Here is a 26,825-nt window from a genome sequence, read left to right as displayed (position 1 = left end):
AGGAAGGCCGGCCTCAGCCCTGCAACGCCTCGACGCCCAACTCGCCCCCGGCGCGGGCCTGGATCGCCAGGACCGCGGCATGGCTGGCCGCGGCGGTGGTGAAATAGGGGATCTTGTCGTAGAGCGCCACGGCCCGGATATCGCGGCTGTCCTCCACCGCCTGCGCGCCCTCGGTGGTGTTGAAGACCAGCGCGATCTCGCCGTTCTTGAGCATGTCGACGATGTTGGGGCGCCCCTCATAGACCTTGTTGACCGTCTCGCAGGCCACCCCGGCGCCGTCGAGGAAGGCCGCGGTGCCGCGTGTCGCCACGATGCCGAACCCCATATCGGACAGCGCCTGCGCGGTGGCGGCCATGTCCTGCGTCTTGTCTGCGTCCTTGATCGACACGAAGACGCGGCCCTCCTCGGGCAGGGAAACACCGGCGCCGATCTGCGCCTTCAGGAAAGCCCGCGCGAAGGACCGGTCCCAGCCCATCACCTCGCCGGTGGAGCGCATCTCGGGCCCCAGGATCGTGTCCACGCCGGGGAAGCGCGCGAAGGGCAGCACCGCCTCCTTGACCGAGAACCAGGGCGTCTCCGGCGCGGCGAGGGTCAACGGGTCGCCAATCGGCTCGGGCTTCATCATTTCGGTCATTGCCGGGCGCGGCGCGCGCATGGCGAAGGCGTCGAGGCTCTCACCCGCCATCAGGCGCGCCGCAATCGAGGCTATGGCACTGTCGGTGGCCTTGGCGACGAAAGGCACGGTGCGGCTCGCGCGCGGGTTCACCTCCAGCACGTAGATCTCGCCGTCCTTGATGGCGAATTGCACATTCATCAACCCCACCACGCCCAGCGCCCTGGCCATGACGCCGGTCTGGCGCTTGAGCTCCGCTACCGTGGCGTCGTCGAGCGAGTAGGGGGGCAGGCAGCAGGCGCTGTCGCCGGAATGCACGCCGGCCTCCTCGATATGCTGCATGACGCCCGCGACATGGACCCGGCTGCCGTCGCAGAGCGCATCGACATCCACCTCCACCGCGCCGGACAGATAGCTGTCCAGCAGCACCGGGCTGTCGCCCGAGACGATCACCGCCTCCTTCATGTAGCGATCCAGATGCTCGTCGTCGCGCACGATCTCCATCGCGCGGCCTCCCAGCACGTAGGAGGGGCGTATCACCAGCGGGTAGCCGACTTCGGCCGCGATGCGGAAGGCTTCGGCCTCGGACCGGGCGAGCCCGTTCACCGGCTGGCGAAGGCCGTTCTCGTTCAGCATCCGCTGGAAGCGCTCGCGGTCCTCGGCCAGGTCGATGGCGTCGGGCGTGGTGCCCAGGATCGGGATGCCCTCGGCTTCCAGCGCGCGGGCGAGTTTCAGCGGCGTCTGCCCGCCGAACTGCACGATGACGCCGTGCAGCGTGCCGGCCTCGCGCTCCACCCGCAGGATTTCCAGAACGTGCTCCAGCGTCAGCGGCTCGAAATAAAGCCGGTCGGACGTGTCGTAATCGGTGCTCACCGTCTCCGGATTGCAGTTGATCATGATCGTCTCGTAACCCGCGTCGCTGAGTGCGAAACAGGCGTGGCAGCAGCAATAGTCGAACTCGATCCCCTGGCCGATCCGGTTCGGCCCGCCGCCCAGGATGACCACTTTCTTCGCCTCGGAGGGCCGGGCCTCGCATTCGACCTCGCCCATCATCGGGGCCTCGTAGGTCGAATACATGTAGGGCGTCTGGGCCTCGAACTCGGCCGCGCAGGTGTCGATGCGCTTGAAGACCGCGTTCACGCCCAGTCGGGTGCGGGCGCGGCGGACCTGGCCTTCCTCGCGTCCGGTGAGATCGGCCAGCCTTGCATCGGTGAAGCCCATCATCTTGAGCGCCCGCAGCCCGTCCTCGGAAACTGGCAACCCGTCGCGGCGGATCGCGTCCTCTGCCTCCACGATCTCGCGGATACGGGCCAGGAACCACGGATCGAAGCTGGTCGCGGCCTGGATCTCGTCGTCGCCCAGCCCCTCGCGCATCGCCTGCGCGATCAGGCGCATCCGGTCCGGGGTCTGCGCGCTGATCGCCTTGATCACCGCGGCCTTGTCGGGCGCGCCCTCGATGGCGATCTCGTCGAAACCCGAGAGTCCGGTTTCCATGCTGGCGAGCGCCTTTTGCAGCGATTCGTGGATCGTGCGGCCTATGGCCATCGCCTCGCCCACCGATTTCATCGCCGTGGTCAGCGTGGCCTGCGAGCCGGGGAATTTCTCGAAAGCGAAGCGCGGGATCTTGGTGACCACGTAATCTATTGTCGGCTCGAAACTGGCCGGTGTGACCTTGGTGATGTCATTGTCCAGCTCGTCGAGCGTGTAGCCCACGGCCAGCTTGGCCGCGATCTTGGCGATGGGAAAGCCGGTGGCCTTGGACGCCAGCGCCGAGGAGCGGCTCACCCGCGGGTTCATCTCGATCACCACCATGCGGCCGTCCTCGGGGTTCACGGCCCATTGCACGTTCGATCCGCCGGTCTCCACCCCGATCTCGCGCAGGACGGCAATGCTGCCGTTGCGCATGATCTGGTATTCCTTGTCGGTCAGCGTCAGCGCGGGGGCCACGGTGATCGAGTCGCCGGTATGCACGCCCATCGGATCGACGTTTTCGATGGCGCAGACGATGATGGCGTTGTCGGCGCGGTCGCGCACGACCTCCATCTCGAATTCCTTCCAGCCCAGCAGGCTCTCGTCGATCAGGATCTGGCTGACCGGCGAGGCGTCGAGGCCGGTGCGGCAGTAATGCTCGTAATCGTCGCGGTTATAGGCCACGCCGCCGCCGGTGCCGCCCAGCGTGAAGGCGGGGCGGATGATGGCGGGCAGGCCGACATGCTCGATCGCGGCCAGCGCCTCCTCGATGGAATTGGCGATGGTGGCGCGCGGGTTTTCCAGCCCGATCCGGTCCATCGCCTCGCGGAAGAGCTTGCGGTCCTCGGCCATCTCGATGGCCTCGCGGTTGGCGCCGATCAGCGTCACACCGAATTTCTCCAGCACGCCCATGTCGGCCACCGCCAGCGCGGTGTTGAGCCCGGTCTGTCCGCCCATGGTGGGCAGGATCGCGTCGGGGCGTTCCTTCTCGATGATGCGTGCGACGACCTCGGGCGTGATCGGCTCGATATAGGTGGCGTCGGCCAGCCCCGGATCGGTCATGATCGTCGCGGGGTTGGAATTCACCAGGATAACCCGGTAGCCTTCCTCCTTCAGCGCCTTGCAGGCCTGCGCGCCGGAATAGTCGAACTCGCAAGCCTGACCGATGATGATGGGCCCCGCGCCGATGATCATGATGGAGCTGATATCGGTTCTCTTCGGCATGGACTGACCCCTGGTCGGCGGCCCCGGACGGGGCGGATTCGGCATTCGCGCAAATTGCGTGGGTTATATCTGCCCTGTTGGCCTGTTCAAGGCGCAATGGATGGTTTTTGGCGCACGGCCGCGCTGCACGCCCGCAAAACTGGAACTGCGGTCGCGCGGGCTCTATTGTGGGGCCGTTGACCGGGGCGCGACGCCGCGGCCTGGCGGGGCGGCGCTGGACCCGGCGCCGATTGTGAGGAGGATCCGTGGAGAGCGTGTTTCGCAAGACCTGTCCCGACGGGTTGCCGGGCGATCTGAAGGTCGTCGAGACCCTGCGCTATGCGCCCGGACAGGGGGCGGTGCGCGCCGCTCTGCATCTGGCGCGCCTGGAACGGACCTGCGCGCGGCTGGGCATCCGGCTGGACCTGGCGGCGGCGCGTGCGCTGCTGGACAACCTGGCGGGACCTGTGCCGATGCGGCTGCGGTTGACGGTGGGCGCTGACGGGGCGCCGGAACTGGAACAGGCGGCGCTGCAACTGACCTATGCGCCCTGGCGGATCGGGCTGGCTGCCGAGCGGCTGCACTCGGCCGATCCCTGGCTCGGCGTGAAGACCACGCGGCGTGCGCTTTATGACCGGGTGCGCGCGGCGCTGCCCGACGATCTTCAGGAGATGGTCTTTCTGAACGAGCGCGGTGAGGTCTGCGAGGGCACGATCACCAACGTCTTCGTGGAACGCGACGGTACGCTTCTGACCCCGCTGCTCGATTGCGGGGTGCTGCCGGGGGTGCTGCGCCGCAGCCTGCTGGAGAACGGGCGCGCGCGCGAGGCGGTGCTGTGGCCCCGCGACCTGCTGGCCGCGCCGGGGGCGATCCATGTCGGCAATTCGCTGCGTGGCCTGATCCGCGCGGAACTCGCGGCCTGATCGGCGCGCGGGGCGGGGCTCAGGCTGGAGCCGCCGCCGGATAGAGGTAGTCGCGCGTCAGCGGAACCGCTTCGCCGCGCCTGGCAAGCTGGAACTGGAAAACCTGGGTCTTGCCCTCGCGGAAGCCCATCTCGGAGGCCACCAGGTAGAAGCGCCACATCCGGCAGAAGCGGTCGTCATAGATCTCGCGCGCGCGGTCGATATTCTCGGTGAAACGCGCGTGCCAGTGGCGCAGCGTCTCGGCGTAGTGGAGCCGCAGCACCTCCACATCGGTGATCATCAGCCCGGCCTTCTCGATCTCGGTCACGGCCTCGGACATGGCGGGCACATAGCCGCCGGGGAAGATGTATTTCCGGATCCAGGGATTGGTCGCGCCCGGCGGGCCGTAGCGGCCGATCGTGTGGATCAGCGCGACCCCGTCCTCGGTCAACAACTCCCTGATTTTACCGAAATACTCGGCATAATGCGGCACGCCGACATGCTCGAACATGCCCACCGACACGATCCGGTCGAAACGCCCCGTCACGGCGCGGTAGTCCTGGATGCGGAACGCCGCCCGGTCTTCCAGCCCGGCTTCGCGGGCGCGGGCATTGGCCACGCCGTGCTGCTCGGTCGAGAGCGTGACACCCGTCACCCGCGCCCCGAAGTCGCGCGCCAGCGTCAGGCCCATGCCGCCCCAGCCGCAGCCGATATCCAGAACGCTCTGGCCGGGCTCCAGCTGCAGCTTGCGGGCGATATGCGCCTTCTTGTCGGCCTGCGCCTGCTCCAGGCTGTCGTCGGGATCGCGGAAATAGGCGCAGCTATACTGTTTGTCGGCGTCGAGGAATAAATCGTATAGCTCGCCCGAGAGGTCGTAGTGATGCGCCACATTGGCCTGCGCGCGGGCGGCGGGATTGTATTGCGACACCCGGCGCTTGAGCTTGCGCAGCTTCTTGACCGCGCGCCGCAGCCGGGGCGAGGGGCCACCGCCGGTCATCGTCTTGGCCAGCGACAGGAAGCCGTAAAGGTCGTCGCCCTCGATGGTCAGCGTGCCGTCGGTATAACCCTCGCCCGCCGCCAGGTCGGGGTTCAGCAGCAGCCGGCGCACGATATCCGTGTCGTGGAGCCGCACCGCAACCGGGTGGCCGGTCCCGTCGCCATATTCCCGGCGGCTGCCGTCGGGATAGGTGACGGCGAGGCTGCCCTGCCGGATCAGCGCGGACAGGAAACGGTCAAGCAGGCTGGTCCACATCGGGCCGGTCTCCCCATCTGGTTTCCGGCAGCAATGATGCAGTGGCGCGCCGCTGTCCAGACCTCGGCGCGCCCGCCTGTCGCAAAAGTGACCACCCCGGCGGTGTCAGGCGGTCTGCCTGTCGCGGGCGGGTTTGGGCTTCTTCCTGGCCGATGGCGGCCCCGAATATAGATAGTCGCGGGTCAGCGGGACCGCATCGACCTTGCGGCAAAGCTGGAACTGGAACACCACCTGCACGCCTTCGCGGAAGCCCACCTCGGAGGCCGCCAGGTAATAGCGCCACATGCGGCAGAACCGGTCGTCATAAATCTCCCGCGCGCGGTCGATATTGGCCATGAAACGGTTGTACCAGTGGCGCAGCGTATCGGCGTAATGCAGCCGAAGCACCTCGACATCCGCAACGATCAGCCCTTCCTTCTGGATCGCCTCCATCGCCTCGGACATGGCGGGGACATAGCCGCCGGGGAAGATGTACCTGGTGATCCAGGGATTGGTGAAGCCCGGCGGGGTGGAGCGCCCGATCGTGTGGATGAGCGCCACACCGTCCTCGGCGAGCCGCTCGCGCACGTTGCGGAAATACTCGCGGTAATGCGGCACGCCGACATGCTCGAACATGCCCACCGACACGATCCGGTCGAAACGGCCCGTCACCTCGCGGTAATCCATCAGGTGGAACTCCGCCCGGTCTTCCAGCCCCTCGGATTTCGCCCGTCGGCGGGCGACTGCCTGCTGCTCGGTCGAGAGCGTGACACCCGTCACCCGCGCGCCGAAGTCGCGCGCCAGCGTCAGGCCCATGCCGCCCCAGCCGCAGCCGATATCCAGAACGCTCTGGCCCGGTTCCAGCAGCAGCTTGCGCGCGATATGCGCCTTCTTGTCGGCCTGCGCCTGCTCCAAACTGTTGTTTGGGCTTCGAAAATAGGCGCAGCTATACTGTTTGTCGGCGTCGAGGAATAAATCGTAAAGCTCGCCCGACAGGTCGTAGTGATGCGATGCGTTCGCACGGGCGCGGCCCATCGGGTTGTATTGCGCGAAGTTGCGCGCGAGCATCCGCATGAAAACCATGATACCGCGCAGGGTCGAGCCGGCGCTGGCATCCGCGTTGCGCGTGGCCAGCCGCAGGAACCGGTGCAACTCGTCATCGTCGATGGTCATGCGGCCGTCCATATAGGCCTCCCCCACCGCCAGATCGGGGTTGAGCACCAGCCGCCGCACGGTGTCCATGTCATGGATGTGGATGGTCACGGGCTCCGCGCCGTCCGCGCCGAAACGATGCAGCGTTCCGTCGGGCATGCGCACAGCCAGAGCGTCCTTGCGGATCAGCGAGTTCAGAATCTTCACAAGCAGCCATTGCCACATTGCGCGCCCTCCCTCTTCGGTCATGCTGACTGACATATTGGGAAGAATTGGCGCATCTGTCCAGACTCATCGAGAAGACCGGCGGGATTCTGTCAATGAGCAGAGGCAGATGTAATGCTGATCTGCTCTGACGCCGGGCGCCGGGCAGGCCGGTGCGGAGGGGCTGCGCGGCCGCTTTTGGTATTGGCCGGGGCCATCGCGACGCGCGCCCCGAACGGGAGACGAGCGCGTGGGGCCCCGCGCGGGGCCGCACGCGCGCCTGCGCGCCCTTGACTTCCGGGCCATTGCGGGGTGTACCTGCCGCGCAATTCACCCGCCCCCGAGAGGTCCGACATGCACGCCTACCGCAGCCACACCTGCGCCGATCTGAACAAATCCCATGTGGGCGAGACCGTGCGCCTGTCGGGCTGGGTCCACCGGGTGCGCGACCATGGCGGCATCCTCTTCATCGACCTGCGCGACCATTACGGGATGACGCAGATCCTTGCCGATCCCGACAGCGCCGCCTTTGCCGAGGTGGAGCGCGTGCGATCCGAATACTGCATTCGTATCGACGGCGAGGTGAAGGCGCGTGCGCCCGATCTGGTGAACCCCAAGATCCCCACAGGCGAGATCGAGGTCTTCATCCGCGAGATCGAGGTGCTGGGCGCCGCCGAGGAACTGCCGCTGATGGTCTTCGGCGATCAGGAATACCCGGAGGAGACGCGCCTGCGCTACCGCTACCTGGACCTGCGGCGCGAGAAGCTGCAACGCAACATGAAGCTGCGCTCCGACGTGGTGGCCTCGATGCGCAAGCGGATGTGGGATCAGGGCTTCCGCGAGTTCCAGACCCCGGTCATCACCGCGTCGAGCCCCGAGGGCGCGCGCGACTTCCTGGTGCCCTCGCGGCTGCATCCGGGCCGCTTCTACGCGCTGCCGCAGGCGCCCCAGCAGTTCAAGCAGCTCATCATGGTCTCGGGCTATGACAAGTATTTCCAGATCGCGCCGTGCTTCCGCGACGAGGACCCGCGCGCCGACCGTTCGCCCACCGATTTCTACCAGCTCGACATGGAGATGAGCTTCGTCACCCAGCAGGACGTGTTCGACACGATCAAGCCGGTGGTGCAGGGCGTGTTCGAGGAATTCGGCGACGGCCGCAAGGTCGATACCGACTGGCCGCAGATCAGCTATGCCGATGCGGCGCTCTGGTACGGGACCGACAAGCCGGACATGCGCAACCCGATCAGGATGCAGGATGTGAGCGAGCATTTCCGCGGGTCGGGCTTCGCGATCTTCGCGCGTCTGCTGGAGCAGGAGGGCACCCAAATCCGCGCCATCCCCGCGCCCACGGGCGGGTCGCGCAAGTTCTGCGACCGGATGAACGCCTTCGCCCAGAAAGAGGGCTTGCCGGGGATGGGGTATATCTTCTGGCGCCCCGCCAAAGAGGGTGAAAAGGAGTACGAGGAAGTCGTCGCTGAAGGGGATCGACTTCTTGAGATCATCAAGAGCTACCCAAAGGAGGGCCACAAGGACCCAGGTTTTCTTAAACTATTACAGAGACTTGAAGAGCTTACAGAAAAGGTTCGTGAGCGAGCGGAAATGCACTCGAATCAAGCGGACTTCTTGGAGCAAATGCAAGACGTGCTACAGAATGCTGATACGACCCAAGAATACAAAAAACTGGTCTCACTGGTCGAAAAATGGGAGCCGGGGATTGAAGCCGCAGGCCCCCTCGCGAAGAACATCGGCCCCGAGCGGACCGAGGCGATCCGCCAGCAGCTTGGCCTCGGCGTCGGCGATGCGGCCTTTTTCCTGGGCGGCAAGCCGCAGGCCTTCGAGACCGTGGCGGGCAAGGCGCGCAACGTGATCGGCGAGGAGCTGAACCTCACCGATGCCGACCGGTTCGCCCTGGCCTGGGTCGTCGATTTCCCGATGTACGAGGCCGATCCGGAAACCGGCGCGGTGGATTTCAGCCACAACCCCTTCTCGATGCCGCAGGGCGGGATGGAGGCGCTGTCGGGCGACCCGCTGGCGGTCAAGGGCTACCAGTACGACCTGTCCTGCAACGGCTACGAGATCCTGTCGGGCGCGATCCGCAACCACCGCCCCGAGATCATGTTCAAGGCCTTCGAGCTTGCGGGCTATGGCGAGGACGAGGTGCGCAAGCGTTTCGGCGGCATGGTCAATGCCTTCCGCTTCGGCGCGCCGCCGCACGGGGGCTGCGCGGCGGGCATCGACCGCATCGTGATGCTGCTGGCCGACGAGGCCAATATCCGCGAGGTCATCATGTTCCCGATGAACCAGCGCGCCGAGGACCTGATGATGAGCGCGCCCTCCGAGCCCACCAACGAGCAGTTGCGCGAACTGGGGCTGCGGGTGATCCCGCAGGAGTGACAGGGATGCTGGATACGCTTCGGCAGGGCGGGTTCGACGTGCTCGCCAAGAACCATGCCGAGGCGATCCTGTCCTTCGACTTTTCCGACGAGTTGCGGGTGCTGGTCGAGGCACTGGCCAGTTACCGCATCCGCATGGCCGAACTGATCGGCGGCGGCGGCGGGGAGAGCGGCCAGACCCAGCGCCTGCGCCACGCGCTGGCGGATGCCGGCTGGGCCAAGCACAGCTTCACCGTGCAGACCATCGTCGACGGGCGCGAGCGCGAGGCGATCAGCCACGAGGTCGATCACGTGCGCTTCGCCGCCAATGGCACGCTGGCGCTGGAGATCGAGTGGAACAACAAGGATCCGTTCTTCGACCGCGACCTGGAAAATTTCCAGCGCCTGCACGCGCAATCGGCGATCAGCCTGGGCGTCATCGTCACGCGCGGCCGGTCAATGCAGGAGGCGTTCCTGGGCCGCATCAGCGCCTGGATGCGCGGTAACGGGCTGCTGAGCGAGGCCGATGTGGAGCGTCTGGGCATCGCCGCGCGCACGCCCGCGCAGCGTCGCGCGATCGCGCGTCAGGTAGCGATGGGGACGAGCTTTACCGATGCCTTCGCGCGCAAGTTCGTGGCCGACAAGTTCGGCGCCGCCACCACCCATTGGGCGAAGCTGGAGGACCGCGTTACGCGCGGCGTCGGCAATCCCTGTCCGCTGCTCCTGATCGGCATGCCCGACCGGCTGCTGGTGGACTGAGCGGCTACTCCGCCGCCAGCCCCGAATTGTAGGAATAGGTCTTCCAGTCGGGCTTGTAATCGGCGTCCGCCTGGTTGCCCCAGACCGTCCAGCCTTCACGGATGCCGCGGCCGAAAAGCTCCAGATAGGGGCCCCAGGAACACTCCTCGATCAGTTTGTACTGCTCGTCGGGCTTGCGGGAATGTTCCTGCTTGCGGGAGGCGATCATGTTCACCTGCCGGCGTCCGGCGGCCAGCGTGCGGGCATTCTTGCCGCGGGTGCCGAACAGGATCACCTCGGTCACGTTGCGGAAATAGAAACCCACGCCGCGCCCGTCCGACCCGCCATCCTTGCGGATCTTGTGCCAGATGATGTTCGACTTGTACTCGAATCCCCAGGCGTCCAGCACCCGCAGCCCGTCGGGCAGCAGCGCGTTGGGCACCCAGAGATAGCAATGCGCGCGGTCATCCAGGTGGTCGGCCACCGGCAGCGCGCATATCTCTTCAAGCGTCAGAGTGGGATAGCGTGCGAGCCGCTTGTGCTCCGGCGCAACCTTTCCGGTGCGGTTGGTGAACCGCCAGGGCGGGTCGGCCAGAACCGTACCGAACCGGCGATCGCCCAGGAATTCGGACAGGTCTTGCGCGGCGGGATGTGTCATATCCAACATATTGAGGAATTCCTGCGCTGGTTCAATTGGAACAATACGCGAACAAACATGAATGGGCAATAAACATCTGGCCTGTCGGCGCCGCGACCGGGTCCGTGGCCGGCGCCGATGGTTGACAGCGGGCGCGCCAGCGTCGACACCAATGCGGATTCCAGCCGCAAGGAGGCGCGCGCGCCCATGCCAGAGCCACGCCCGGAAGTGCTCGACTTCCTGCTGACGCGCCGGTCCCACCCGGCCAGAACGCTGGGCCTGCCGGTGCCGGATCGCGCCGCACTCGCGCCGATCCTGCGGGCCGCCGCGCGCAGCCCCGACCACGGCAAGCTGGAACCCTGGCGCTTCATCGTGCTGGAGCGCGCCGCGCTGACCCGGCTCGCGGCACTGGCGGAGCGGCGGGGCAGGGCGCGCGGCGAGGAGCCCGAGAAGCTGGCCAAGCTCCGCGCGCAATTCGCCGAAGCGCATCTGGCGGTGGCGGTGGTCGCCTCGGCCAAGCCGTCCGGGAAGATCCCCGAACTGGAGCAGACGCTCTCGGCCGGTGCGGTCTGCCTGGCGGCGCTCAACGCGGCGCTGGCGGCGGGCTGGGGCGCCAACTGGCTGACCGGCTGGCCCGCCACGGACCGGGACTTCCTGACCGAGGGCCTGGCGCTGGCCGGGCATGAGTTTGTCGCGGGTTTCATCCATATCGGGACCCGGACCGCCACCCCGCCGGATCGCCCGCGCCCGGATATCGAATCAATAACACAATGGGTTAGTGAATGATCTTCAAGTCAATCGCGAAGGCATTGTCGCAGATCGGAGACCCGCGGTTCCGGGGCGTTCTGCTGCGCGGACTGGGGCTGACGCTGCTGCTGCTGATCGGCTTCTATGCGGGCTTTGTCGGGCTGGTGCAGTGGCTCACGCCGGAGAGTTTCACATTGCCCTGGATCGGCGAGATCACCTTTGTCGACGATCTGCTTTCGGGCGCGGCGGTGCTGGGGGTCACGCTGCTCTCGGTCTTCCTGATGGTGCCGGTCGCGGCGGCCTTCACGGGAATATTTCTCGACCAGGTGGCCGACGCGGTGGAGGCGCGCCACTATGCCCATCTGCCACCCGCCGGGGGCGCGCCGCTGGGCGACCAGATCCGGGATGCGCTGCGCTTCCTGCTGATCATGCTGGCCGCCAATGCGGTGGCGCTGATCATCTATCTGCTCTCCACGGTGCTGGCCCCGGTGATCTTCTGGCTGGTCAACGGCTATCTGCTGGGGGTGGAGTATTTCCAGCTCGTCGCGATCCGGCGGCTGGGCGAACGCGCGGCGCGCGCGCTGCGCCGCAAGCACATGGTGTCGATCTGGGCGGCAGGCGTCCTTATGGCGATCCCGCTGACCGTGCCGGTGCTCAACCTGATCGTGCCACTGGTGGGCGTGGCGGCCTTCACCCATATCTACCACGCATTGGTGGGCGACGACCGGCCCTGACGCTGCGGGAGCGCGGCCCGGTCAGTAGTGGCCGTCGCCGTAGCGGCCGAAGACGTCGATATCCTGGATCGTGATGATCTCGGCCATGATCACCGCGCAGGCGATTGCCCAGAGCACTACCGTCACGGCCGTCACCCACAGGAAGCGGCGCTTCATGTCGATGTGCGCCGGGGCCGAGGCCGGGGTGCCCGGCTCCACATGGCCATCCTCGGACTGGCTGGTGATTCGGACCTGCAGCGCGATGAAGAGGCACAGGAACCATATCACCGCGAAAAGCACGATTGCGCCGGTGATGGTCATGGCTCAGACCTCCTCCAGTTCGACCAGCGTGCCGGTGAAATCCTTGGGATGCAGGAACAGCACCGGCTTGCCATGCGCCCCGGTCCTGGGCTCGCCCGAGCCCAGCACGCGGGCGCCCGCCGCCAGCAGCCGGTCGCGCGCGGCGCGGATATCCTCGACCTCGTAGCAGATGTGGTGGATGCCGCCCGCAGGGTTTTTCTCGAGGAAGCCCTTGATCGGGCTCGCCTCGCCCAGCGGGTGCAAAAGCTCGATCTTGGTGTTGGGCAGTTCGATGAAGACGACCGTGACACCGTGTTCGGGTTCGTCCTGCGGCGTGCCGACGCGGGCGCCCAGCGTGTCGCGATACTGCGCGCTGGCGGCTTCGAGGTCTGGCACGGCGATGGCGACGTGGTTGAGGCGGCCGATCATCGGGATCTCCCTAGGCTGGACATGGCGCCGATCTAGCCCGCTCGCGGGGCGCGGGCAAGGCGGGGATTGGCCGCAGGCGCTCCGTTAACGCGGCATTAGGCATGACCGGGTGAGGCTGATGCCACGAACACGCTTCAAAAGGATCCGGATCATGGATGACTTTCCCGAATTCCACCGCCCGCGGGCCAACGCTGCGCGCCCGCTCGCCGGGCTCACCGTTCTCCTGGTCGAGGACAGCCGCTTCGCGTCCGAGGCCGTGCGTCTGCTCTGCCTGGCCAGCGGCGCGCGCATCCGCCGGGCCGATTGCCTGAAGGCCGCGCGCCGGCATCTGGGGACATACTTTCCCGCGGTGGCGATCGTCGATCTGGGGCTGCCCGACGGCTCGGGCCTCGATCTCATTGCCGAGATGGACAGTGCCACGCCGCGCGTGCCGGTGATCCTGGCCACAAGCGGCGAAGACGCGGCCAGCCACCTGGCCATCGCGGCCGGTGCCGACGGGTTCCTGGCCAAGCCCCTGGCGGGGATCGCCGGATTCCAGCAGGCGGTGTTGTCGCGGCTGCCGGGCGCGGCGGCGCCGGCGGGGCCACGCCCGGTTCCGAAGGGGCGGGTCTGTCCGGAAGGGCTGACCTATCGCGAGGATCTGGAACAGGCGGCCCGGCGTCTGGCCGGCGGCACCCCGCGTGAGTTGGCCTATACCCTGCAATTCCTGCGCAGTGTGGCCGGGGCGGCTGGCGACGTGACGCTTCAGTTCAGCACCCGCACGGCGGAGGCGCAGGTGCAATCGGGCACGCCGCGCGGCGCCGCGCTGCGCAGGCTGCGCGCGGATATTTCGGAACGGTTGATGTCCCAGGCGTCAATCTGACGGCGTGGGCGGGTCGGCCCGTCAGCCGGTCTTGCGCTTGCGTGGGGCGGATTTCGCGCCTGACTTCGCCCCGGATTTCGCGCCCGACTTCGCGCCGCGCCCGCCCTTGCCGCCCTTGGCCGCCTTCTCGGCGATCAGCGCCACGGCCTCGTCCATGGTGACGGCGGCGGGGTCGGTCTCCTTCGGCAGGGTCGCGTTGATCTTGCCCCATTTCACATAAGGCCCGTAGCGGCCGTCCATGACATTGACCGGACCGCCTTCGGACGGGTGCTCGCCCAACTCGCGCAGCGGCGCCGCCGACGCCCGTCCGCGCCCGCCGCGCGCGGCCTTCTGCGCCAGAAGCTCCACTGCGCGGTTCATGCCCACGGTGAAGACCTCGGCCGTTTCGGGCAGGTTGGCATAAGTCTTGCCGTGCCGCACATAGGGCCCGTAGCGCCCGATCCCGGCCTCCACCGGCTCGCCGTCATCCGGGTGCGGACCGATCGCGCGAGGCAGGTCGAGCAACTTCAGCGCGTAGGCCAGGTCGACGGCATCGGTCTCGACGCCCTTGGGGAGCGAGGCGCGCGGCGGTTTGGGATCTTCCTCGCTGGCCTCGCCACGCTGCACATATGGCCCGAAGCGGCCCTTGCGCAGCGACACGGGCAGGCCGTTCTCGTCATGGCCAAGCAGCTTGCCGTCCGGGCCGATCGCCCCGTCATCCTCGCCGCCGGGTACCGAGAGCGGCCGCGTGTAGCGGCATTCGGGATAGTTCGAGCAGCCGATGAAGGCACCGCCCGAGCGCGCCGTCTTCAGGCTCAGCCGCCCGGCGCCGCAATGCGGGCAGAGCCGCGGATCGCCGCCATCCTCGCGCGGTGGGAAGAGATGCGGGGCCAGCACCTCGTTGATGGTCTCCAGCACCTCGGTGATGCGCAGCTCAGACGTCTCCGCGATCGCGGCGGAGAAATCGCGCCAGAAGCGGTCCAGAACCTCCTTCCAGTCCTTGTCGCCGGCCGAGACGCGGTCCAGGTCCTCTTCGAGTTCCGCGGTAAAGTCGTAGCCCACGTATTTGCGGAAATAATTGATCAGGAAGATCGTCACCAGCCGCCCCTTGTCCTCGGGGATCAGGCGGTTCTTCTCCTTCGTGACATAGCCGCGGTCCTGGATCGTGGTGACGATCGAGGCATAGGTCGAGGGCCGGCCGATGCCCAGCTCCTCCATCCTCTTGACCAGCGTCGCCTCGGTATAACGCGGCGGCGGCTGGGTGAAATGCTGCTGGGCCAGCACCGCGTCCTCGCCGGCCAGCACCGCGTTGGGCTCCCGCCGCAACTCGCTTTCGGTCTCGACGACTGCCTCACCGCCCTCGGTGAGCTTCGCGAAGGCTGCGCGCTGGCCGCCCGCGACCAGCGGCGCCGGGTCGCCCTGCGCGATCTGCGGCAGGCGCCGGTCGTCATCGCCGCCCGCATCGTCGCGGCCTTCCTCGTAGACCTTCATGAACCCGTCGAAGAGCACCACCTGCCCGGTCGCGCGCAGCCCGACCTGGCCGTCGTCCGAGCCGACCTCCACCGTGGTGCGTTCCAGCCTCGCGGCCTCCATCTGGCTGGCGATGCTGCGCTTCCAGATCAGGTCGTAGAGCTTGCGCTGGTCGCTCTCCAGCCGCGCCAGCTTCGACGGGTCGCGGTCCATGTCGGTGGGGCGGATGCATTCATGCGCTTCCTGCGCGTTCTTGGCCTTGTTCTTGTACATGCGCGGCGATTTGGGCAGGTAGCTGTCGCCCCAGCGCGCCTTGATGGCGTCGCGCGCGGCCATCACTGCCTCGGGCGCCATGTCGATGCCGTCGGTCCGCATATAGGTGATGTAGCCGGCCTCATAGAGCCGCTGCGCCGCCGACATCGCCTGCTTGGCGCCCATGCCGAACTTGCGGCTGGCCTCCTGCTGGAGCGTCGAGGTCATGAAGGGCGCGGCGGGGTTGCGGCTGCCCGGCTTGGCCTCCACCGAGGTGACGGAGAGCGCGCGCGAGGTGACCGCCTGCACGGCCAGTTCCGCCGACTCGCGGCTGGCGATGTCGAATTTCTCCAGCTTCCTGCCGGCCAGCGTGACCAGGCGGGCCTCGTAATCCTGGCCGCGCGGGGTGCGCAGCGTCGCGGCGACCGACCAGTATTCCTTCGGGTTGAACGCCTCGATCTCCATCTCGCGCTCGACGATCAGCCGCAGGCAGACCGATTGCACCCGGCCCGCCGATTTCGACCCCGGCAGCTTGCGCCAGAGCACCGGCGAGAGGTTGAAGCCCACCAGATAATCAAGCGCCCGGCGCGCCAGATAGGCTTCCACCAGCGGCGCGTCGATCTGGCGCGGGTTCTTCATCGCCTCGGTCACGGCGGATTCCGTGATCGCGTTGAACACCACGCGCGAGACGGGCGTGTCCTTCTTGAGCGCCTTGCGCTTGCGCAGCGCCTCCTCCAGGTGCCAGGAAATCGCCTCGCCCTCGCGGTCGGGGTCGGTGGCGAGGATCAGGTTGGGGTCGTTCTTGAGCGCCTCGGCGATGGCGCGCACATGTTTCGCGCTGTCGCGGCCGATCTCCCATTTCATGTCGAAACCGTGTTCGGGATCGACCGATCCGTCCTTGGGTGGTAGGTCGCGGACATGGCCGTAGGAGGCCAGAACGGTGTAGTCGCTGCCCAGATACTTGTTGATCGTCTTCGCTTTTGCGGGGGATTCGACGACAACGACTGGCATGCAGCAAACCTCATCTGTTCAGGTGGGGACCCGTGGCGGGCGAAAATGGCGTCTTTGGGGGGATTGTCAATGGCACTTGCGCGCCGCCTGCCATTTGGCCGGCCGGTCCGGGGCGGTCCGCCCGCGCGTCGGGTGCCGGCGCGGACATGGCCGCCCGCGGGGCCGCCGAGGGTGTCAGACCGCCAACGCCAGCATCCCGCCGGCGCGCCGCGCAACCTTGCCGTCGAGTTCCAGTGTGACCAGTTCGCGGGCCACGTCGCGGGCGGGCAGCGCGAGGTCGCGGATAAGCTGATCCTCGGGGATCGGCGTGGCGCTGAGCAGCGCCAGGATGCGCCTGCCCATGTCGGCGCCGCCGCCCGGGCCGGGCCGGGCCGGGCTCTGCGGCGCGACCTGCCGCGCGGCGGCGGGAGCCTGCCGCGCGGGTTCCGGCACAGCGGGCGCCAGCGCCTCGGGTGCGATCCGGGCCAGCGCTTCGGCCACGTCGCCGGCGTTGCGCACCAGAGTCGCGCCGTCGCGGATCAGCATGTTGCAGCCGGCGCCGCGCGCGTCCATCGGGTGTCCGGGCACGGCCATCACCTCGCGCCCCTGGTCGAGCGCGGTGCGCGCAGTGATCAGGCTGCCCGACCGGGCGGCGCCCTCGACCACGACGATCCCTTGCGCCAGGCCCGACACGATGCGGTTGCGGCGCGGGAAGTCGCGCGCCTGCGGGTGATAGCCGACCGGGCGTTCCGACAGGCGCAGCCCGTCGCGCGCGATATCGGCGGCGAGCCCGGTATTCTCGACCGGATAGATCTGGTCCACCCCGCCGGCCATGACGGCCACGGTCCCGGTCTTCAGGCTGGCCAGATGCGCGGCCGTGTCGATACCGCGCGCCAGCCCGGAGACGGTGACGAAACCGGCCTCCGCCAGTCCCGCGGCCAGCGACCGCGCCATCCGCGTCCCCAGGCTCGAGGCGTTGCGCGCGCCCACCAGCGCCACCATCGGCCGGCGCGCCAGCCCCACATGGCCCAGTGCCCAGAGCACCGGCGGCGCGTCGGCGATATCGGCCAGCGCGGCGGGATAGTCGGGCTCACCCAGGCAGAGCAGCCGCGCGCCGCAGCGCATCCCGGCCTCGAACTCGCGGCGGGCGGCGTCGGCGGGGCAGGGGGTGTAGCGGTCCATGCCCGCATCCGCGGCCACGGCAGGCAGCGCGTCGAGCGCGGCCTCGGCGTCGCCATGTTCGGCCATCAGGCGCTGGAAGGTCTGCGGTCCCACCCGGCGTGAGCGGATCAGGCGCAGCCAGGCGATGCGGCCCTCGGCGGTGCCGGGCGGGATCGGTTTTGGCATGTCTTCTGTCTCCAGGGTCGGAAGACAGGATTGCCGCGAGTCGGTTAACGCATCGTGAATCGGACACCGGCGGGACGGTCAGGCGCGGCGCGCCTGACGTCATGCCGCCGCGCCGCCCACAGTCAGCCCGCCGATCAGCAGCGTCGGCTGGCCCACGCCCACCGGCACCCATTGTCCGGCCTTGCCGCAATTGCCGATGCCGGGATCGAGCGCCATATCGCTGCCGATGGCGCGGATCTGCTGCAACGCGGTCGCGCCGTCGCCGATCAGCGTCGCACCCCTGACCGGCGCGCCCACTTTGCCGTTCTGCACCCGGTAGGCCTCGGTGCAGGAGAAGACGAACTTTCCGTTGGTGATGTCCACCTGGCCACCGCCGAAGCCGACCGCATAGATCCCGTCCTTCAACTCCGCCAGAACCTCGTCGCGGGTGGCCTCGCCGCCCAGCATGTAGGTGTTGGTCATCCGCGGCATCGGGGTATGGGCGAAGCTTTCGCGGCGGCCGTTGCCGGTGGGCTCAACGCCCATCAGCCGGGCGTTCTGCCGGTCCTGCATATAACCCACCAGAACCCCGTCCTCGATCAACACGTTGCGCCGCGAGGGCGTGCCCTCGTCGTCCACGCTCAGCGAGCCGCGCCGGTCGGGCAGGGTGCCGTCGTCGAGCACAGTCACGCCCTTCGCCGCGATCCGGCTGCCCATCAGCCCGGCGAAGGCCGAGGTCTTCTTGCGGTTGAAATCGCCCTCCAGCCCGTGGCCGATCGCCTCGTGCAGCAGAATGCCGGGCCAGCCCGCACCCAGCACCACGTCCATCACGCCCGCCGGGGCGGGTTCGGCGCGCAGGTTGACCAGCGCGATGCGCAGCGCCTCGCGCGCGATCCCCTGCCAATGATCCGGCGCGATCAGCCCGGCCAGCCCGAAGCGCCCGCCGCCGCCGGCGCTGCCGCTCTCGCGCCGGCCGTTCTCCTCCACGATGACCGACAGGTTGAGCCGCGCCATCGGGCGCGTGTCGCGGACATGGCCGCCCTCGGGGCGCAGGATATGCACCTCCTGAAGCGAGGCCGCGAGGCTGGCCGAGACCTGCACCACCCGCGGGTCGAGATCGCGCAGGAAGGCGTCCATCTCGCGCAGGGTCTCGACCTTGGCGGGGAAGGCGGCATCGGCCATCGGGTCGGCATCGGAATAGAGATGCCGGTTGGTGGCCGGCGGCGGCGGGGCGAGCCGCCCGCCGCCCGCGCCGACCGCCAGGCGCGCGGTCTCGGCCGCGCGGGTCAGGGCGCGCTCGGATATCTCGGTGGAATGCGCGTAGCCGGCGGCCTCACCCCGCACGGCGCGCAGGCCGAACCCCTCGGAGGCGTCGAAACTCGCAGTCTTCAGGCGGCCGTCGTCGAAGGCCAGATGCTCCGACCGGCGGCGTTCCAGGAACAGCTCCCCATCATCGGCGCCGGCCACCGCATCGCGCAGAATGGCCGCGGCACGCCCCTCGTCGAGCGCGTCGCGGAAGGGACGAAATGTCTCAGTTTCGGCTGTCTGGGGCATCTTTCCCTTTCTTCACAACAGGATGGCTGATTTGACATAGATCAAACCGGAGGGCAGGAACGCCTTGTCTCCATGTCCCTAATATGGTTTTTCAGAAAGCGGACACAACGGGGATTCCGTGCGCGCGGCGCCGGGGCCCGCAACCGGCCAGACAGCCGCGATGCAAGACAGGACAAAACGCGATGAAACTGACTTCCCTTCTATCCGGCCTGACCGCCGCCGCATCGGCCAGCCTCGTCACCGGCATGGCCCACGCTCAGGAGACGTTCGAGGGTCTGGAGACGGTGGGCAAGCCGCATCCGAAAGGCATCGGCTTCCAGCCAGCGGCGACCGAGATTGCGCGCGATCTGCACTGGCTCGACGGTATGCTGCTGTGGATCATCACGCCGATCTGCCTTTTCGTTCTGCTGCTGATCGCCATCGTGATCCTGCGCTACAACCGCCGCGCCAACCCCAATCCGGCGAGCTTCACGCACCATTCGTTGATCGAGGTGACATGGACCCTGGTGCCGATCCTGATCCTGGTTTTCATCGGCGCCTTTTCGCTGCCGGTCCTGTTCAAGCAGCAGATAATTCCCGAGGCCGACATCACCATCAAGGCAATCGGAAACCAGTGGTATTGGGACTACGAATATGTGGACGATGATTTCGGCTTCTCCAGCTTCATGCTGGCCAAGGAAGACCTGGCCGAATACGGCTTTGCCGAGGACGAGTACCTGCTGGCGACCGATACCGCCGTGGTGTTGCCGGTCAACAAGACCGTGGTGGTTCAGGTCACCGGCGCCGACGTGATCCATGCCTGGACCGTCCCCGCCTTCGGCGTAAAGCAGGACGCCGTGCCGGGCCGCCTGGCGGAGTTGTGGTTCAAGCCGGAACGCGAGGGCGTCTATTTCGGCCAGTGCTCGGAGTTGTGCGGCAAGGACCATTCCTACATGCCGATTACCGTCAAGGTGGTCAGCCAGGAACAATATGACGCCTGGCGCGAAACGGCGATGGCCAAGTACGGCGACGGCGCGGCCAGCGTCAAGGTGGCGGCGAACGACTGAGACGGCCGTCCGGCGGTCCGGGCCGTTTCCGGCAAGCCGCCTGACCCGGAGGACAGATGAGCGATACGAGCACCATTCAGGGCACGGCCGCGGGCGCGCAGGAAGCGCAGTTCGGCGACTATTTCGCGCTCCTGAAGCCGCGGGTGATGTCGCTGGTCGTCTTCACCGCGCTGGCCGGGCTTTTCGTCGCGCCGGTGGCGGTCCATCCGTTGCTGGCGGCGGCGTCGATCCTCTTCATCGCCATCGGCGCAGGCGCGTCGGGCGCGCTCAACATGTGGTGGGACGCGGATATCGACGCGGTGATGAAACGCACGGCGCGCCGCCCCGTGCCCGCCGGACGCATCAGCGGCGAGGCCGCCCGCGATGTCGGGCTGGGCCTGTCGATCCTGTCGGTGATGATGCTGGGGCTTTCCGCCAACCCGATGGCCGCGGCGCTGCTGGCCTTCACCATCTTCTTCTACGCCGTGATCTATACCATGTGGCTGAAGCGCGCGACGCCGCAGAACATCGTCATCGGCGGTGCCGCCGGGGCGTTTCCGCCGATGATCGGCTGGGTCGTGGCCACCGGCCATGTCAGCCTGGAGGCGGCGTTGATGTTTGCGCTCATCTTCATATGGACGCCGCCGCATTTCTGGGCGCTCGCGCTGTTCATGAAGGATGACTATTCCAAGGCCGGCGTGCCGATGCTGACTGTCACTCATGGCCGCAGGGTGACCCGGCGGCAAGTGCTGGTTTACACGCTCCTGCTGGCGGCGCTCGCGCTGGGCATCGCCTTCAGCGCCATCGGCGGGCCGGTTTTCCTGGCCACGGCGCTGGTTCTCAACGCGCGCTTCGTGCTTGGCGCGCTCCGGCTCTGGCGGCGCGACGAAGTGCAGGCCGGGGCCGATGGCTACCGCGCCGAGAAGCGCTTCTTCCGGCAGTCGCTCTATTATCTCTTCCTGCATTTCCTGGCGCTGATGGCCGAAGCGGGCCTCGACCGCGCGGGCGTCACGCTGGTGGAGGGCTGGTGATGGCGCTCGGCCGGGACCATGAGCTTCACACGCGGCGGCGGTCGCGCAATCTGGGCGTCGGTCTCGTGCTGGGCGCCTTCGTGCTGATCGTCTTCGGCATCACCATCGCGAAACTGTCGAGCGGGCAGATGATGGAAGCCTTCGATCACACCATCCGCCCTTCGCTTGCGGAGCAGGACAAATGACCGGGCAGAGGAAGACCGTCTACTCGCTTCTCGCCGTCCTGGCGGTGATGGGCTCGCTCTCGGCGGCGGCGGTGCCACTCTATAACTGGTTCTGCCGCGTCACCGGCTACGGCGGGGAGACCAACACCGCGGTGGCGGCCCCGGAAAAGGCGCTGGACCAGACGATCACCGTGCGCTTCGACGCCTCGCTGGAAAGCGGCATGCCCTGGCAATTCCGTCCGATGCAAAAGGAAATGACCCTGAAAATCGGCGAGGAGGGGCTGGCCTTCTACGAGGCCTACAACCCCACCGACCGCCGCGTCGCGGGCACCGCGAGTTACAATGTCGCGCCCTTCTCGGCGGGCTACTACTTCTCCAAGATCGAGTGTTTCTGCTTCACCGAGCAGGTTCTGGAGCCCGGCGAGCGGGTGCAGATGCCGGTGAGCTTCTATGTCGATCCGGGCATCGTGGACGACCGCGAGGCGAAATACGCCCACACGATCACGCTGAGCTATACCTTCCACGAGACCGACCTGCCGCAATCGCAGGCCGGACTCCAACAAGACGAAAAGCAGTCTGAAAAGACCGTGCCAACCGAGGGATAAACCAATGGCGCATGAAAAGAACCACGACTACCACATTCTGAACCCCAGCATCTGGCCCTTCATGGGCGCGGTCGGGGCGTTCACCATGCTCTTCGGCGCGGTGCTGTTTTTCCAGTGGCTGGACTTGCCTGATGGCGCTCCGGCGACACCGGGTGCCAATCCCTGGGTGTTCCTGATCGGGCTGCTTCTGGTGCTCTACGTCATGTTCGCCTGGTGGTCGGATGTGGTGGCCGAAAGCCATGCCGGCGATCACACCCCGGTGGTGCGCATCAGCCTGCGCTACGGCTTCATCATGTTTATCATGTCCGAGGTGATGTTCTTCGCGGCCTGGTTCTGGACCTTCTTCAAGCACGCGCTCTATCCGATGAACCCCGACGGGCTGAGCCCCGGCGTGGACGGTGTCTGGCCGCCGGCCGGGATCGAGACATTCGACCCCTGGCACCTGCCGCTGATCAACACGCTGATCCTGCTCTGCTCGGGCGCGGCGGCGACCTGGGCGCACCACGCGCTGGTGCATGAGAACAACCGCAAGGACCTGGCCAACGGGCTGATCCTGGCGATCGTTCTGGGCGTGATCTTCACGCTGTTCCAGGCCTATGAATACAGCCATGCGGCCTTCGGCTTCTCCGGCAATATCTACGGGGCCAGCTTCTTCATGGCGACGGGCTTCCACGGCGCCCATGTCATCATCGGCACGGTCTTCCTGACCGTCTGCCTGGTGCGGGCTCTGAACGGCCATTTCACGCCGCAGCAGCACATCGGGTTCGAGGCCGCCGCCTGGTACTGGCACTTCGTCGATGTGGTGTGGCTCTTCCTCTTCGCCGCGATCTACGTCTGGGGCGGCTGATCCGGCACCGGGGACTCGGGAATTTCATGCGCGGGGCCGGCAGGCCCCGCGCTTTTCGATTGGGGGCGTGACATGCGGATGCGGATGATCCTGCCGACGATCTTCGGGCTGGCGGGTTTTGCCGTGCTGATGGCGCTGGGCATCTGGCAAATGCAGCGGCTTGCCTGGAAGGAAAGCGTGCTGGCGGAGATGCGCGCGGCGATGACCGCGGCGCCGGTGGCGCTGCCCGACGGGCCGGATGCGGCGGCGCACAACTATCTTCCGGTCCGCGCGTCCGGGCGGATCGGCGAAGGCGCGATTCGCATTCTGGGCTCACGCAGGCTGGTCGGGCCGGGCTACCGGCTGATCTCGGCCTTCGAGACCGGCGGCCGGCGCATCCTGCTCGACCGCGGCTTCGTGGCGCAGGCACGGGGCGACGCGCCGCTTCCCGTCCAGGACGACGTGACGGTGGCCGGCAACCTGCACTGGCCCGACGAGATCGACGCCAGCTTCACGCCGGAGCCCGATCTGGACGCCAATATCTGGTTCGCCCGCGATGTGCCCGCGATGGCCCGCCACCTGGGAACCGAACCGGTGCTGCTGGTCGCGCGCGACGAAACCGGCGACACCGGACCCGCCACGCCCTGGCCGGTGGACATGTCGGGCATCGCCAACGACCACCTGGAATACGCAATCACATGGTTCTCACTTTCCGTGCTCTGGTTGGGGATGACACTCTATCTCCTGTGGCGTATCAGACAGAGAACCGTCTGAGGACACGAGGCAAATGCGCTATATCTCCACGCGGGGCCAGGCCCCGGATCTGACCTTTTCCGAGGCCATGCTCACCGGGCTCGCGCGCGACGGCGGGCTCTACGTTCCCGCCGAGGTACCGCAGATGCCCGCGGGCGAGATCGCGGCGCTGGCAGGGTTGAGCTACGAAGAGGCCGCGTTCCGCGTGATGCGCCCCTTCGTGGGCGACAGCTTCGCGGATGCGGAGTTCGCCGAGATCATCGCGCGCGCTTATCAAGGCTTCGGCCACGACGCACGTGCGCCGCTCTGCCAGCTTGGGCCGAACCATTTCCTGCTGGAACTTTTTCACGGTCCGACGCTGGCCTTCAAGGATTTCGCGATGCAGCTCATCGGCCAGCTTTTCGAGGCCGAACTGACCCGCCGGGGTGAGCGTGTGACCATCGTGGGCGCGACTTCCGGCGATACCGGCTCGGCCGCGATCGAGGCGTTTCGGGGGCTCGCGGCGGTGGATGTCTTCATCCTCTTTCCCGACGGGCGCGTGTCGGAGGTGCAGCGCCGCCAGATGACCACGCCCACCGAGGCGAATGTCCACGCGCTGGCGCTGGCCGGCGATTTCGACGATTGCCAGGCGCGGCTGAAGGACATGTTCAATGATTTCGAATTCCGCGACGCGGTGCGGCTGGCCGGGGTCAATTCGATCAACTGGGCGCGGGTGCTGGCGCAGGTGGTCTATTACTTCACCGCCGCAGTCAGCCTGGGCGCGCCGCATCGCGCGGTCAGCTTCACCGTGCCTACCGGAAATTTCGGCGATATCTTCGCGGGCCATATTGCCCGGCGCATGGGTCTGCCGATCGAGAAGCTGGTGATCGCGACCAACCAGAACGACATCCTGCACCGTTGCCTCACCGGCGGCGCCTATCGGACCGAAGGGGTGACGCCCTCGATCAGCCCGTCGATGGATATCCAGGTCAGCTCCAATTTCGAGCGCGCGCTCTTCGATGTCTACGACCGCGACGGGCGCGCCGTGGCGCAGCTCATGGACGAGTTGAAGGCCAAGGGCGGGTTCGACGTGAGCCAGGGCGCGCTGGGCCGGCTGCGCGAGCTCTTCGCCTCCGGCCGGGCGTCGGAGGAGGAGACCCGCGCCATCATCGCGCGCGCGGCGCGGCGGATGGGCCGGACGCTCTGCCCGCATTCCGCCGTGGGCGTCAAGGTGGCCGAGGAACAGGGCATCGGCGCGACCCCGATGGTGACGCTGGCCACCGCGCATCCGGCGAAATTCCCCGACGCGGTGGAGGCCGCCACCGGCCACCGTCCCGCGCTGCCCGACCGGATGGCCGATCTCTTCGATCTGCCGGAACGGGTGACAAAGGTGCCCAATACGCTTACATCGCTGGAAGCCCTGATCCGGGAGAGGACCCAGACGTGACAGTAGAGTTCCACACGCTTTCGAACGGTTTCCGTATCGTGACCGAGCACATGCCCCCGCTGAAATCGGCGGCGCTGGGCATCTGGGTGGATGCCGGCGGCCGCCACGAGCGGGCGGAACAGAACGGCATCGCGCATTTCCTCGAACACATGGCCTTCAAGGGTACCCGGCGGCGCACCGCGCTTCAGATCGCCGAGGAGATCGAGGATGTGGGCGGCTATATCAACGCCTATACATCGCGCGAGATGACGGCTTATTACGCCCGCGTGCTGCAAGAGGACGTGCCGCTGGCGCTCGATCTGATCGCGGATATCCTGCTCAACCCGGCGATGGATCCGCGCGAGATCGAGGTGGAGCGCGGCGTCATCCTGCAAGAGATCGGGCAAGTGCTGGACACGCCCGACGACGTGGTTTTCGACTGGCTCCAGGAAGCGGCCTATCCCGGCCAGCCCATCGGGCGGTCGATCCTGGGACCGGCGGACCGGGTGCGCGGTTTCAGCCGCGACGATCTCTTCGGATTCGTGTCGGAACATTACGGCCCCGGCCAGTTGATCCTGTCGGCGGCGGGCGCGGTCGATCATGACCGTATCGTGGCCGAGGCCGAAAGGCTCTTTGGCGGGATGCCCGCGCGGCCCAAGGTTCAGGCTGAACCGGCGCGCTTCAAGGGTGGCGAGTGGCGGCGGGAGAAGCCGCTGGAGCAGGCGCATATGACGCTGGCCTTCGAGACCGCAGGCTATCGCGATCCGGCCTATTACACGGCGCAGATTTTCTCGACCGCCTTCGGCGGCGGCATGTCTTCGCGGCTCTTCCAGGAAGCGCGTGAGCGGCGCGGACTCTGCTACACGATCTTCGCGCAGGCCGGCGCCTTTGCCGATAGCGGGCTGATGACGATTTATGCGGGCACGGGGGCGGAGGACCTGGGCGCGCTGGCGGAGCTGTCGGTCGATGAGCTCAGGCGTGCGGCCACTGACATGAGCGAGGCCGAGGTCGCCCGCGCCCGTGCGCAGCTCAAGGCCGGGATGCTGATGGGGCTCGAAAGCCCCTCGTCCCGCTGCGAACGGCTGGCGCGGCTGATCTCGATCTGGAACCGGGTGCCCCCGGTGGAGGAGACCGTGGCCAGGATCGAGGCGGTCGGCCGCGACGATGTGCGCGGCTTTGCGGAAGGGCTCTGCCGATCGGCACGGGCGGCGATGGCGCTCTACGGTCCGGTGACCGGCGCGCCGGAACTGGCACGGCTGACGGAGCGTCTGGCGGCCTGATGCTGCTGCGCCGCCCGAAGGTCAGCATCGAGACCGAGCGCATGACGCTGCGCCTTCCGGCGCATCACGACCACGCGCAATGGGCGAAACTGCGGCGCGAGAGCGCGGATTTCCTGAAACCGTGGGAGCCGGTCTGGGCCACGGATCACTTCACCCGCAAATCCTTCACCAACCGGGTTTTCTGGGCGCACCGGTCGGTGGCGGGGGGTACTGCGGTGCCGCTGTTCCTGATCCGGCGAGAGGGCCAGATTCTTCTGGGCGCGATCACGCTCGACAATATCCGCCGCGGACCGGCGCAATCCGGCACGCTGGGCTACTGGATCGGCGAGCGCCACGCCCGGCGGGGCTACATGCGCGAGGCGATCGAGGCTGTGGTGCATTACGCTTTCACCGAGCTCGACCTGAGCCGTGTTGAGGCCGCCTGCCTGCCCGAGAACCTGGCCTCGCGCGGGGTGCTGGAGAAATCCGGCTTCAAGTATGAGGGCGTGGCGCAAAGTTATCTCCAGATCAACGGGCGCTGGCGCAACCATGTGCTCTATGCCAGCCTGCGCCGCGACCGGCGCGGGCGCACCGGAGCGGGCTGAGACGCATG

General features: G+C 67.3%; 24 protein-coding genes. 15 read left to right on the top strand and 9 right to left on the bottom strand.

Going from position 1 to position 26,825, the window contains the following annotated elements; genetic code table 11:
- Positions 1–13 precede the first annotated feature (13 nt).
- Positions 14–3,307 carry a carbamoyl-phosphate synthase large subunit gene (carB, locus tag DDZ14_RS06065; protein ID WP_109424051.1) on the bottom strand — a complete coding sequence of 1,098 codons (3,294 nt, stop codon included), beginning with the start codon at positions 3,305–3,307 and terminating at the stop codon, positions 14–16.
- A gap of 245 nt (positions 3,308–3,552) precedes the next feature.
- Between carB and DDZ14_RS06060 the strand changes: the two genes are divergently transcribed.
- A complete protein-coding gene (locus tag DDZ14_RS06060; RefSeq protein WP_109424050.1) occupies positions 3,553–4,209 on the top strand; it encodes an aminotransferase class IV family protein in 657 nt (218 codons plus the stop codon).
- A gap of 19 nt (positions 4,210–4,228) precedes the next feature.
- On the opposite strand, the gene DDZ14_RS06055 is transcribed toward DDZ14_RS06060, so the two are convergent.
- Complete coding sequence (locus tag DDZ14_RS06055; protein WP_109424049.1) at positions 4,229–5,440, bottom strand: cyclopropane-fatty-acyl-phospholipid synthase family protein; 1,212 nt, start codon at positions 5,438–5,440, stop codon at positions 4,229–4,231.
- 105 nt (positions 5,441–5,545) lie between these two features.
- Positions 5,546–6,796, bottom strand: coding sequence for a cyclopropane-fatty-acyl-phospholipid synthase family protein (locus tag DDZ14_RS06050; RefSeq protein ID WP_109424048.1), 1,251 nt, complete (start codon positions 6,794–6,796; stop codon positions 5,546–5,548).
- Between the two features lie 333 nt (positions 6,797–7,129).
- On the opposite strand from DDZ14_RS06050, the gene aspS reads away from it, so the two are divergent.
- Entirely contained in the window at positions 7,130–9,169 is a 2,040-nt protein-coding gene (gene aspS, locus DDZ14_RS06045; RefSeq protein WP_109424047.1) for an aspartate--tRNA ligase, read from the top strand.
- Positions 9,170–9,174: 5 nt separating this feature from the next.
- Positions 9,175–9,906, top strand: coding sequence for a BglII/BstYI family type II restriction endonuclease (locus tag DDZ14_RS06040; RefSeq protein WP_109424046.1), 732 nt, complete (start codon positions 9,175–9,177; stop codon positions 9,904–9,906).
- Between the two features lie 4 nt (positions 9,907–9,910).
- Here DDZ14_RS06040 and DDZ14_RS06035 read toward each other — a convergent pair whose 3' ends face one another.
- The gene (locus DDZ14_RS06035) at positions 9,911–10,543 is read right to left on the bottom strand and encodes an MT-A70 family methyltransferase (protein WP_109424110.1); all 633 of its coding nucleotides are present in this window, start codon (positions 10,541–10,543) and stop codon (positions 9,911–9,913) included.
- Between the two features lie 186 nt (positions 10,544–10,729).
- On the opposite strand from DDZ14_RS06035, the gene DDZ14_RS06030 reads away from it, so the two are divergent.
- Both DDZ14_RS06030 and DDZ14_RS06025 read left to right on the top strand, forming a co-directional pair.
- Entirely contained in the window at positions 10,730–11,308 is a 579-nt protein-coding gene (locus DDZ14_RS06030) for a nitroreductase family protein (protein WP_109424109.1), read from the top strand.
- The gene (locus tag DDZ14_RS06025; RefSeq protein WP_109424045.1) at positions 11,305–12,003 is read left to right on the top strand and encodes an EI24 domain-containing protein; all 699 of its coding nucleotides are present in this window, start codon (positions 11,305–11,307) and stop codon (positions 12,001–12,003) included. Before DDZ14_RS06030 ends, DDZ14_RS06025 begins: the two co-directional genes overlap by 4 nt.
- A gap of 21 nt (positions 12,004–12,024) precedes the next feature.
- Here DDZ14_RS06025 and DDZ14_RS06020 read toward each other — a convergent pair whose 3' ends face one another.
- Together DDZ14_RS06020 and mce are read right to left on the bottom strand one after the other, a co-directional pair.
- A complete protein-coding gene (locus DDZ14_RS06020) occupies positions 12,025–12,303 on the bottom strand; it encodes a DUF1467 family protein (protein WP_109424044.1) in 279 nt (92 codons plus the stop codon).
- 3 nt (positions 12,304–12,306) lie between these two features.
- Positions 12,307–12,711: a methylmalonyl-CoA epimerase gene (gene mce / locus DDZ14_RS06015; RefSeq protein ID WP_109424043.1), complete on the bottom strand. Its 405-nt coding sequence runs from the start codon at positions 12,709–12,711 to the stop codon at positions 12,307–12,309.
- Between the two features lie 151 nt (positions 12,712–12,862).
- On the opposite strand from mce, the gene DDZ14_RS06010 reads away from it, so the two are divergent.
- Positions 12,863–13,573 carry a response regulator gene (locus tag DDZ14_RS06010; protein WP_109424042.1) on the top strand — a complete coding sequence of 237 codons (711 nt, stop codon included), beginning with the start codon at positions 12,863–12,865 and terminating at the stop codon, positions 13,571–13,573.
- A gap of 21 nt (positions 13,574–13,594) precedes the next feature.
- Here the strand turns inward: DDZ14_RS06010 and topA are convergent, their stop codons facing one another.
- The 3 genes from topA to tldD all read right to left on the bottom strand — a co-directional run bounded on the left by topA (position 13,595) and on the right by tldD (position 19,144).
- The gene (gene topA / locus DDZ14_RS06005) at positions 13,595–16,285 is read right to left on the bottom strand and encodes a type I DNA topoisomerase (protein WP_109424041.1); all 2,691 of its coding nucleotides are present in this window, start codon (positions 16,283–16,285) and stop codon (positions 13,595–13,597) included.
- Between the two features lie 174 nt (positions 16,286–16,459).
- Positions 16,460–17,611, bottom strand: a complete 1,152-nt coding sequence (gene dprA, locus DDZ14_RS06000) for a DNA-processing protein DprA (RefSeq protein ID WP_109424040.1) — start codon at positions 17,609–17,611, stop codon at positions 16,460–16,462.
- 99 nt (positions 17,612–17,710) lie between these two features.
- Entirely contained in the window at positions 17,711–19,144 is a 1,434-nt protein-coding gene (gene tldD / locus DDZ14_RS05995) for a metalloprotease TldD (protein WP_109424039.1), read from the bottom strand.
- A 182-nt stretch (positions 19,145–19,326) separates the two neighbouring features.
- On the opposite strand from tldD, the gene coxB reads away from it, so the two are divergent.
- The 9 genes from coxB to DDZ14_RS05950 all read left to right on the top strand — a co-directional run bounded on the left by coxB (position 19,327) and on the right by DDZ14_RS05950 (position 26,817).
- The gene (coxB, locus tag DDZ14_RS05990; RefSeq protein WP_109424038.1) at positions 19,327–20,190 is read left to right on the top strand and encodes a cytochrome c oxidase subunit II; all 864 of its coding nucleotides are present in this window, start codon (positions 19,327–19,329) and stop codon (positions 20,188–20,190) included.
- Positions 20,191–20,246: 56 nt separating this feature from the next.
- Positions 20,247–21,200, top strand: coding sequence for a heme o synthase (cyoE, locus tag DDZ14_RS05985; protein ID WP_109424037.1), 954 nt, complete (start codon positions 20,247–20,249; stop codon positions 21,198–21,200).
- Positions 21,200–21,385, top strand: coding sequence for a hypothetical protein (locus tag DDZ14_RS05980; RefSeq protein WP_109424036.1), 186 nt, complete (start codon positions 21,200–21,202; stop codon positions 21,383–21,385). Before cyoE ends, DDZ14_RS05980 begins: the two co-directional genes overlap by 1 nt.
- The gene (locus DDZ14_RS05975; protein WP_109424035.1) at positions 21,382–21,969 is read left to right on the top strand and encodes a cytochrome c oxidase assembly protein; all 588 of its coding nucleotides are present in this window, start codon (positions 21,382–21,384) and stop codon (positions 21,967–21,969) included. Before DDZ14_RS05980 ends, DDZ14_RS05975 begins: the two co-directional genes overlap by 4 nt.
- A 4-nt stretch (positions 21,970–21,973) precedes the next feature.
- Positions 21,974–22,816, top strand: a complete 843-nt coding sequence (locus DDZ14_RS05970) for a cytochrome c oxidase subunit 3 (RefSeq protein ID WP_109424034.1) — start codon at positions 21,974–21,976, stop codon at positions 22,814–22,816.
- Positions 22,817–22,888: 72 nt separating this feature from the next.
- Entirely contained in the window at positions 22,889–23,569 is a 681-nt protein-coding gene (locus DDZ14_RS05965; protein WP_109424033.1) for an SURF1 family protein, read from the top strand.
- 13 nt (positions 23,570–23,582) lie between these two features.
- Complete coding sequence (gene thrC, locus DDZ14_RS05960; RefSeq protein ID WP_109424032.1) at positions 23,583–24,974, top strand: threonine synthase; 1,392 nt, start codon at positions 23,583–23,585, stop codon at positions 24,972–24,974.
- Positions 24,971–26,233 carry a pitrilysin family protein gene (locus tag DDZ14_RS05955; RefSeq protein WP_109424031.1) on the top strand — a complete coding sequence of 421 codons (1,263 nt, stop codon included), beginning with the start codon at positions 24,971–24,973 and terminating at the stop codon, positions 26,231–26,233. Before thrC ends, DDZ14_RS05955 begins: the two co-directional genes overlap by 4 nt.
- Positions 26,233–26,817 (top strand): GNAT family N-acetyltransferase, encoded by a 585-nt coding sequence (locus DDZ14_RS05950; protein ID WP_109424030.1) that lies wholly within the window; start codon positions 26,233–26,235, stop codon positions 26,815–26,817. The genes DDZ14_RS05955 and DDZ14_RS05950 overlap by 1 nt, the downstream gene beginning before the upstream one ends.
- Positions 26,818–26,825: the final 8 nt, after the last annotated feature.

The sequence above is a fragment of the Maritimibacter sp. 55A14 genome, assembly GCF_003122205.1.
GTDB lineage: Bacteria > Pseudomonadota > Alphaproteobacteria > Rhodobacterales > Rhodobacteraceae > QEYE01.
The sequence above is the reverse complement of the archived record's forward strand: the minus strand, read 5'-3'. Positions and strand labels throughout refer to the sequence as shown.

What these genes read in the sequence shown, in the direction of transcription:
- carB (WP_109424051.1), bottom strand. Translation starts at nt 3,307, where the DNA reads ATGCCGAAGAGAACCGATATCAGCTCCATCATGATCATCGGCGCGGGG.
- DDZ14_RS06055 (WP_109424049.1), bottom strand. Translation starts at nt 5,440, where the DNA reads ATGTGGACCAGCCTGCTTGACCGTTTCCTGTCCGCGCTGATCCGGCAG.
- DDZ14_RS06050 (WP_109424048.1), bottom strand. Translation starts at nt 6,796, where the DNA reads ATGTGGCAATGGCTGCTTGTGAAGATTCTGAACTCGCTGATCCGCAAG.
- aspS (WP_109424047.1), top strand. Translation starts at nt 7,130, where the DNA reads ATGCACGCCTACCGCAGCCACACCTGCGCCGATCTGAACAAATCCCAT.
- DDZ14_RS06040 (WP_109424046.1), top strand. Translation starts at nt 9,175, where the DNA reads ATGCTGGATACGCTTCGGCAGGGCGGGTTCGACGTGCTCGCCAAGAAC.
- DDZ14_RS06035 (WP_109424110.1), bottom strand. Translation starts at nt 10,543, where the DNA reads ATGACACATCCCGCCGCGCAAGACCTGTCCGAATTCCTGGGCGATCGC.
- DDZ14_RS06030 (WP_109424109.1), top strand. Translation starts at nt 10,730, where the DNA reads ATGCCAGAGCCACGCCCGGAAGTGCTCGACTTCCTGCTGACGCGCCGG.
- DDZ14_RS06025 (WP_109424045.1), top strand. Translation starts at nt 11,305, where the DNA reads ATGATCTTCAAGTCAATCGCGAAGGCATTGTCGCAGATCGGAGACCCG.
- DDZ14_RS06020 (WP_109424044.1), bottom strand. Translation starts at nt 12,303, where the DNA reads ATGACCATCACCGGCGCAATCGTGCTTTTCGCGGTGATATGGTTCCTG.
- mce (WP_109424043.1), bottom strand. Translation starts at nt 12,711, where the DNA reads ATGATCGGCCGCCTCAACCACGTCGCCATCGCCGTGCCAGACCTCGAA.
- DDZ14_RS06010 (WP_109424042.1), top strand. Translation starts at nt 12,863, where the DNA reads ATGGATGACTTTCCCGAATTCCACCGCCCGCGGGCCAACGCTGCGCGC.
- topA (WP_109424041.1), bottom strand. Translation starts at nt 16,285, where the DNA reads ATGCCAGTCGTTGTCGTCGAATCCCCCGCAAAAGCGAAGACGATCAAC.
- dprA (WP_109424040.1), bottom strand. Translation starts at nt 17,611, where the DNA reads ATGCCAAAACCGATCCCGCCCGGCACCGCCGAGGGCCGCATCGCCTGG.
- tldD (WP_109424039.1), bottom strand. Translation starts at nt 19,144, where the DNA reads ATGCCCCAGACAGCCGAAACTGAGACATTTCGTCCCTTCCGCGACGCG.
- coxB (WP_109424038.1), top strand. Translation starts at nt 19,327, where the DNA reads ATGAAACTGACTTCCCTTCTATCCGGCCTGACCGCCGCCGCATCGGCC.
- cyoE (WP_109424037.1), top strand. Translation starts at nt 20,247, where the DNA reads ATGAGCGATACGAGCACCATTCAGGGCACGGCCGCGGGCGCGCAGGAA.
- DDZ14_RS05980 (WP_109424036.1), top strand. Translation starts at nt 21,200, where the DNA reads ATGGCGCTCGGCCGGGACCATGAGCTTCACACGCGGCGGCGGTCGCGC.
- DDZ14_RS05975 (WP_109424035.1), top strand. Translation starts at nt 21,382, where the DNA reads ATGACCGGGCAGAGGAAGACCGTCTACTCGCTTCTCGCCGTCCTGGCG.
- DDZ14_RS05970 (WP_109424034.1), top strand. Translation starts at nt 21,974, where the DNA reads ATGGCGCATGAAAAGAACCACGACTACCACATTCTGAACCCCAGCATC.
- DDZ14_RS05965 (WP_109424033.1), top strand. Translation starts at nt 22,889, where the DNA reads ATGCGGATGCGGATGATCCTGCCGACGATCTTCGGGCTGGCGGGTTTT.
- thrC (WP_109424032.1), top strand. Translation starts at nt 23,583, where the DNA reads ATGCGCTATATCTCCACGCGGGGCCAGGCCCCGGATCTGACCTTTTCC.
- DDZ14_RS05950 (WP_109424030.1), top strand. Translation starts at nt 26,233, where the DNA reads ATGCTGCTGCGCCGCCCGAAGGTCAGCATCGAGACCGAGCGCATGACG.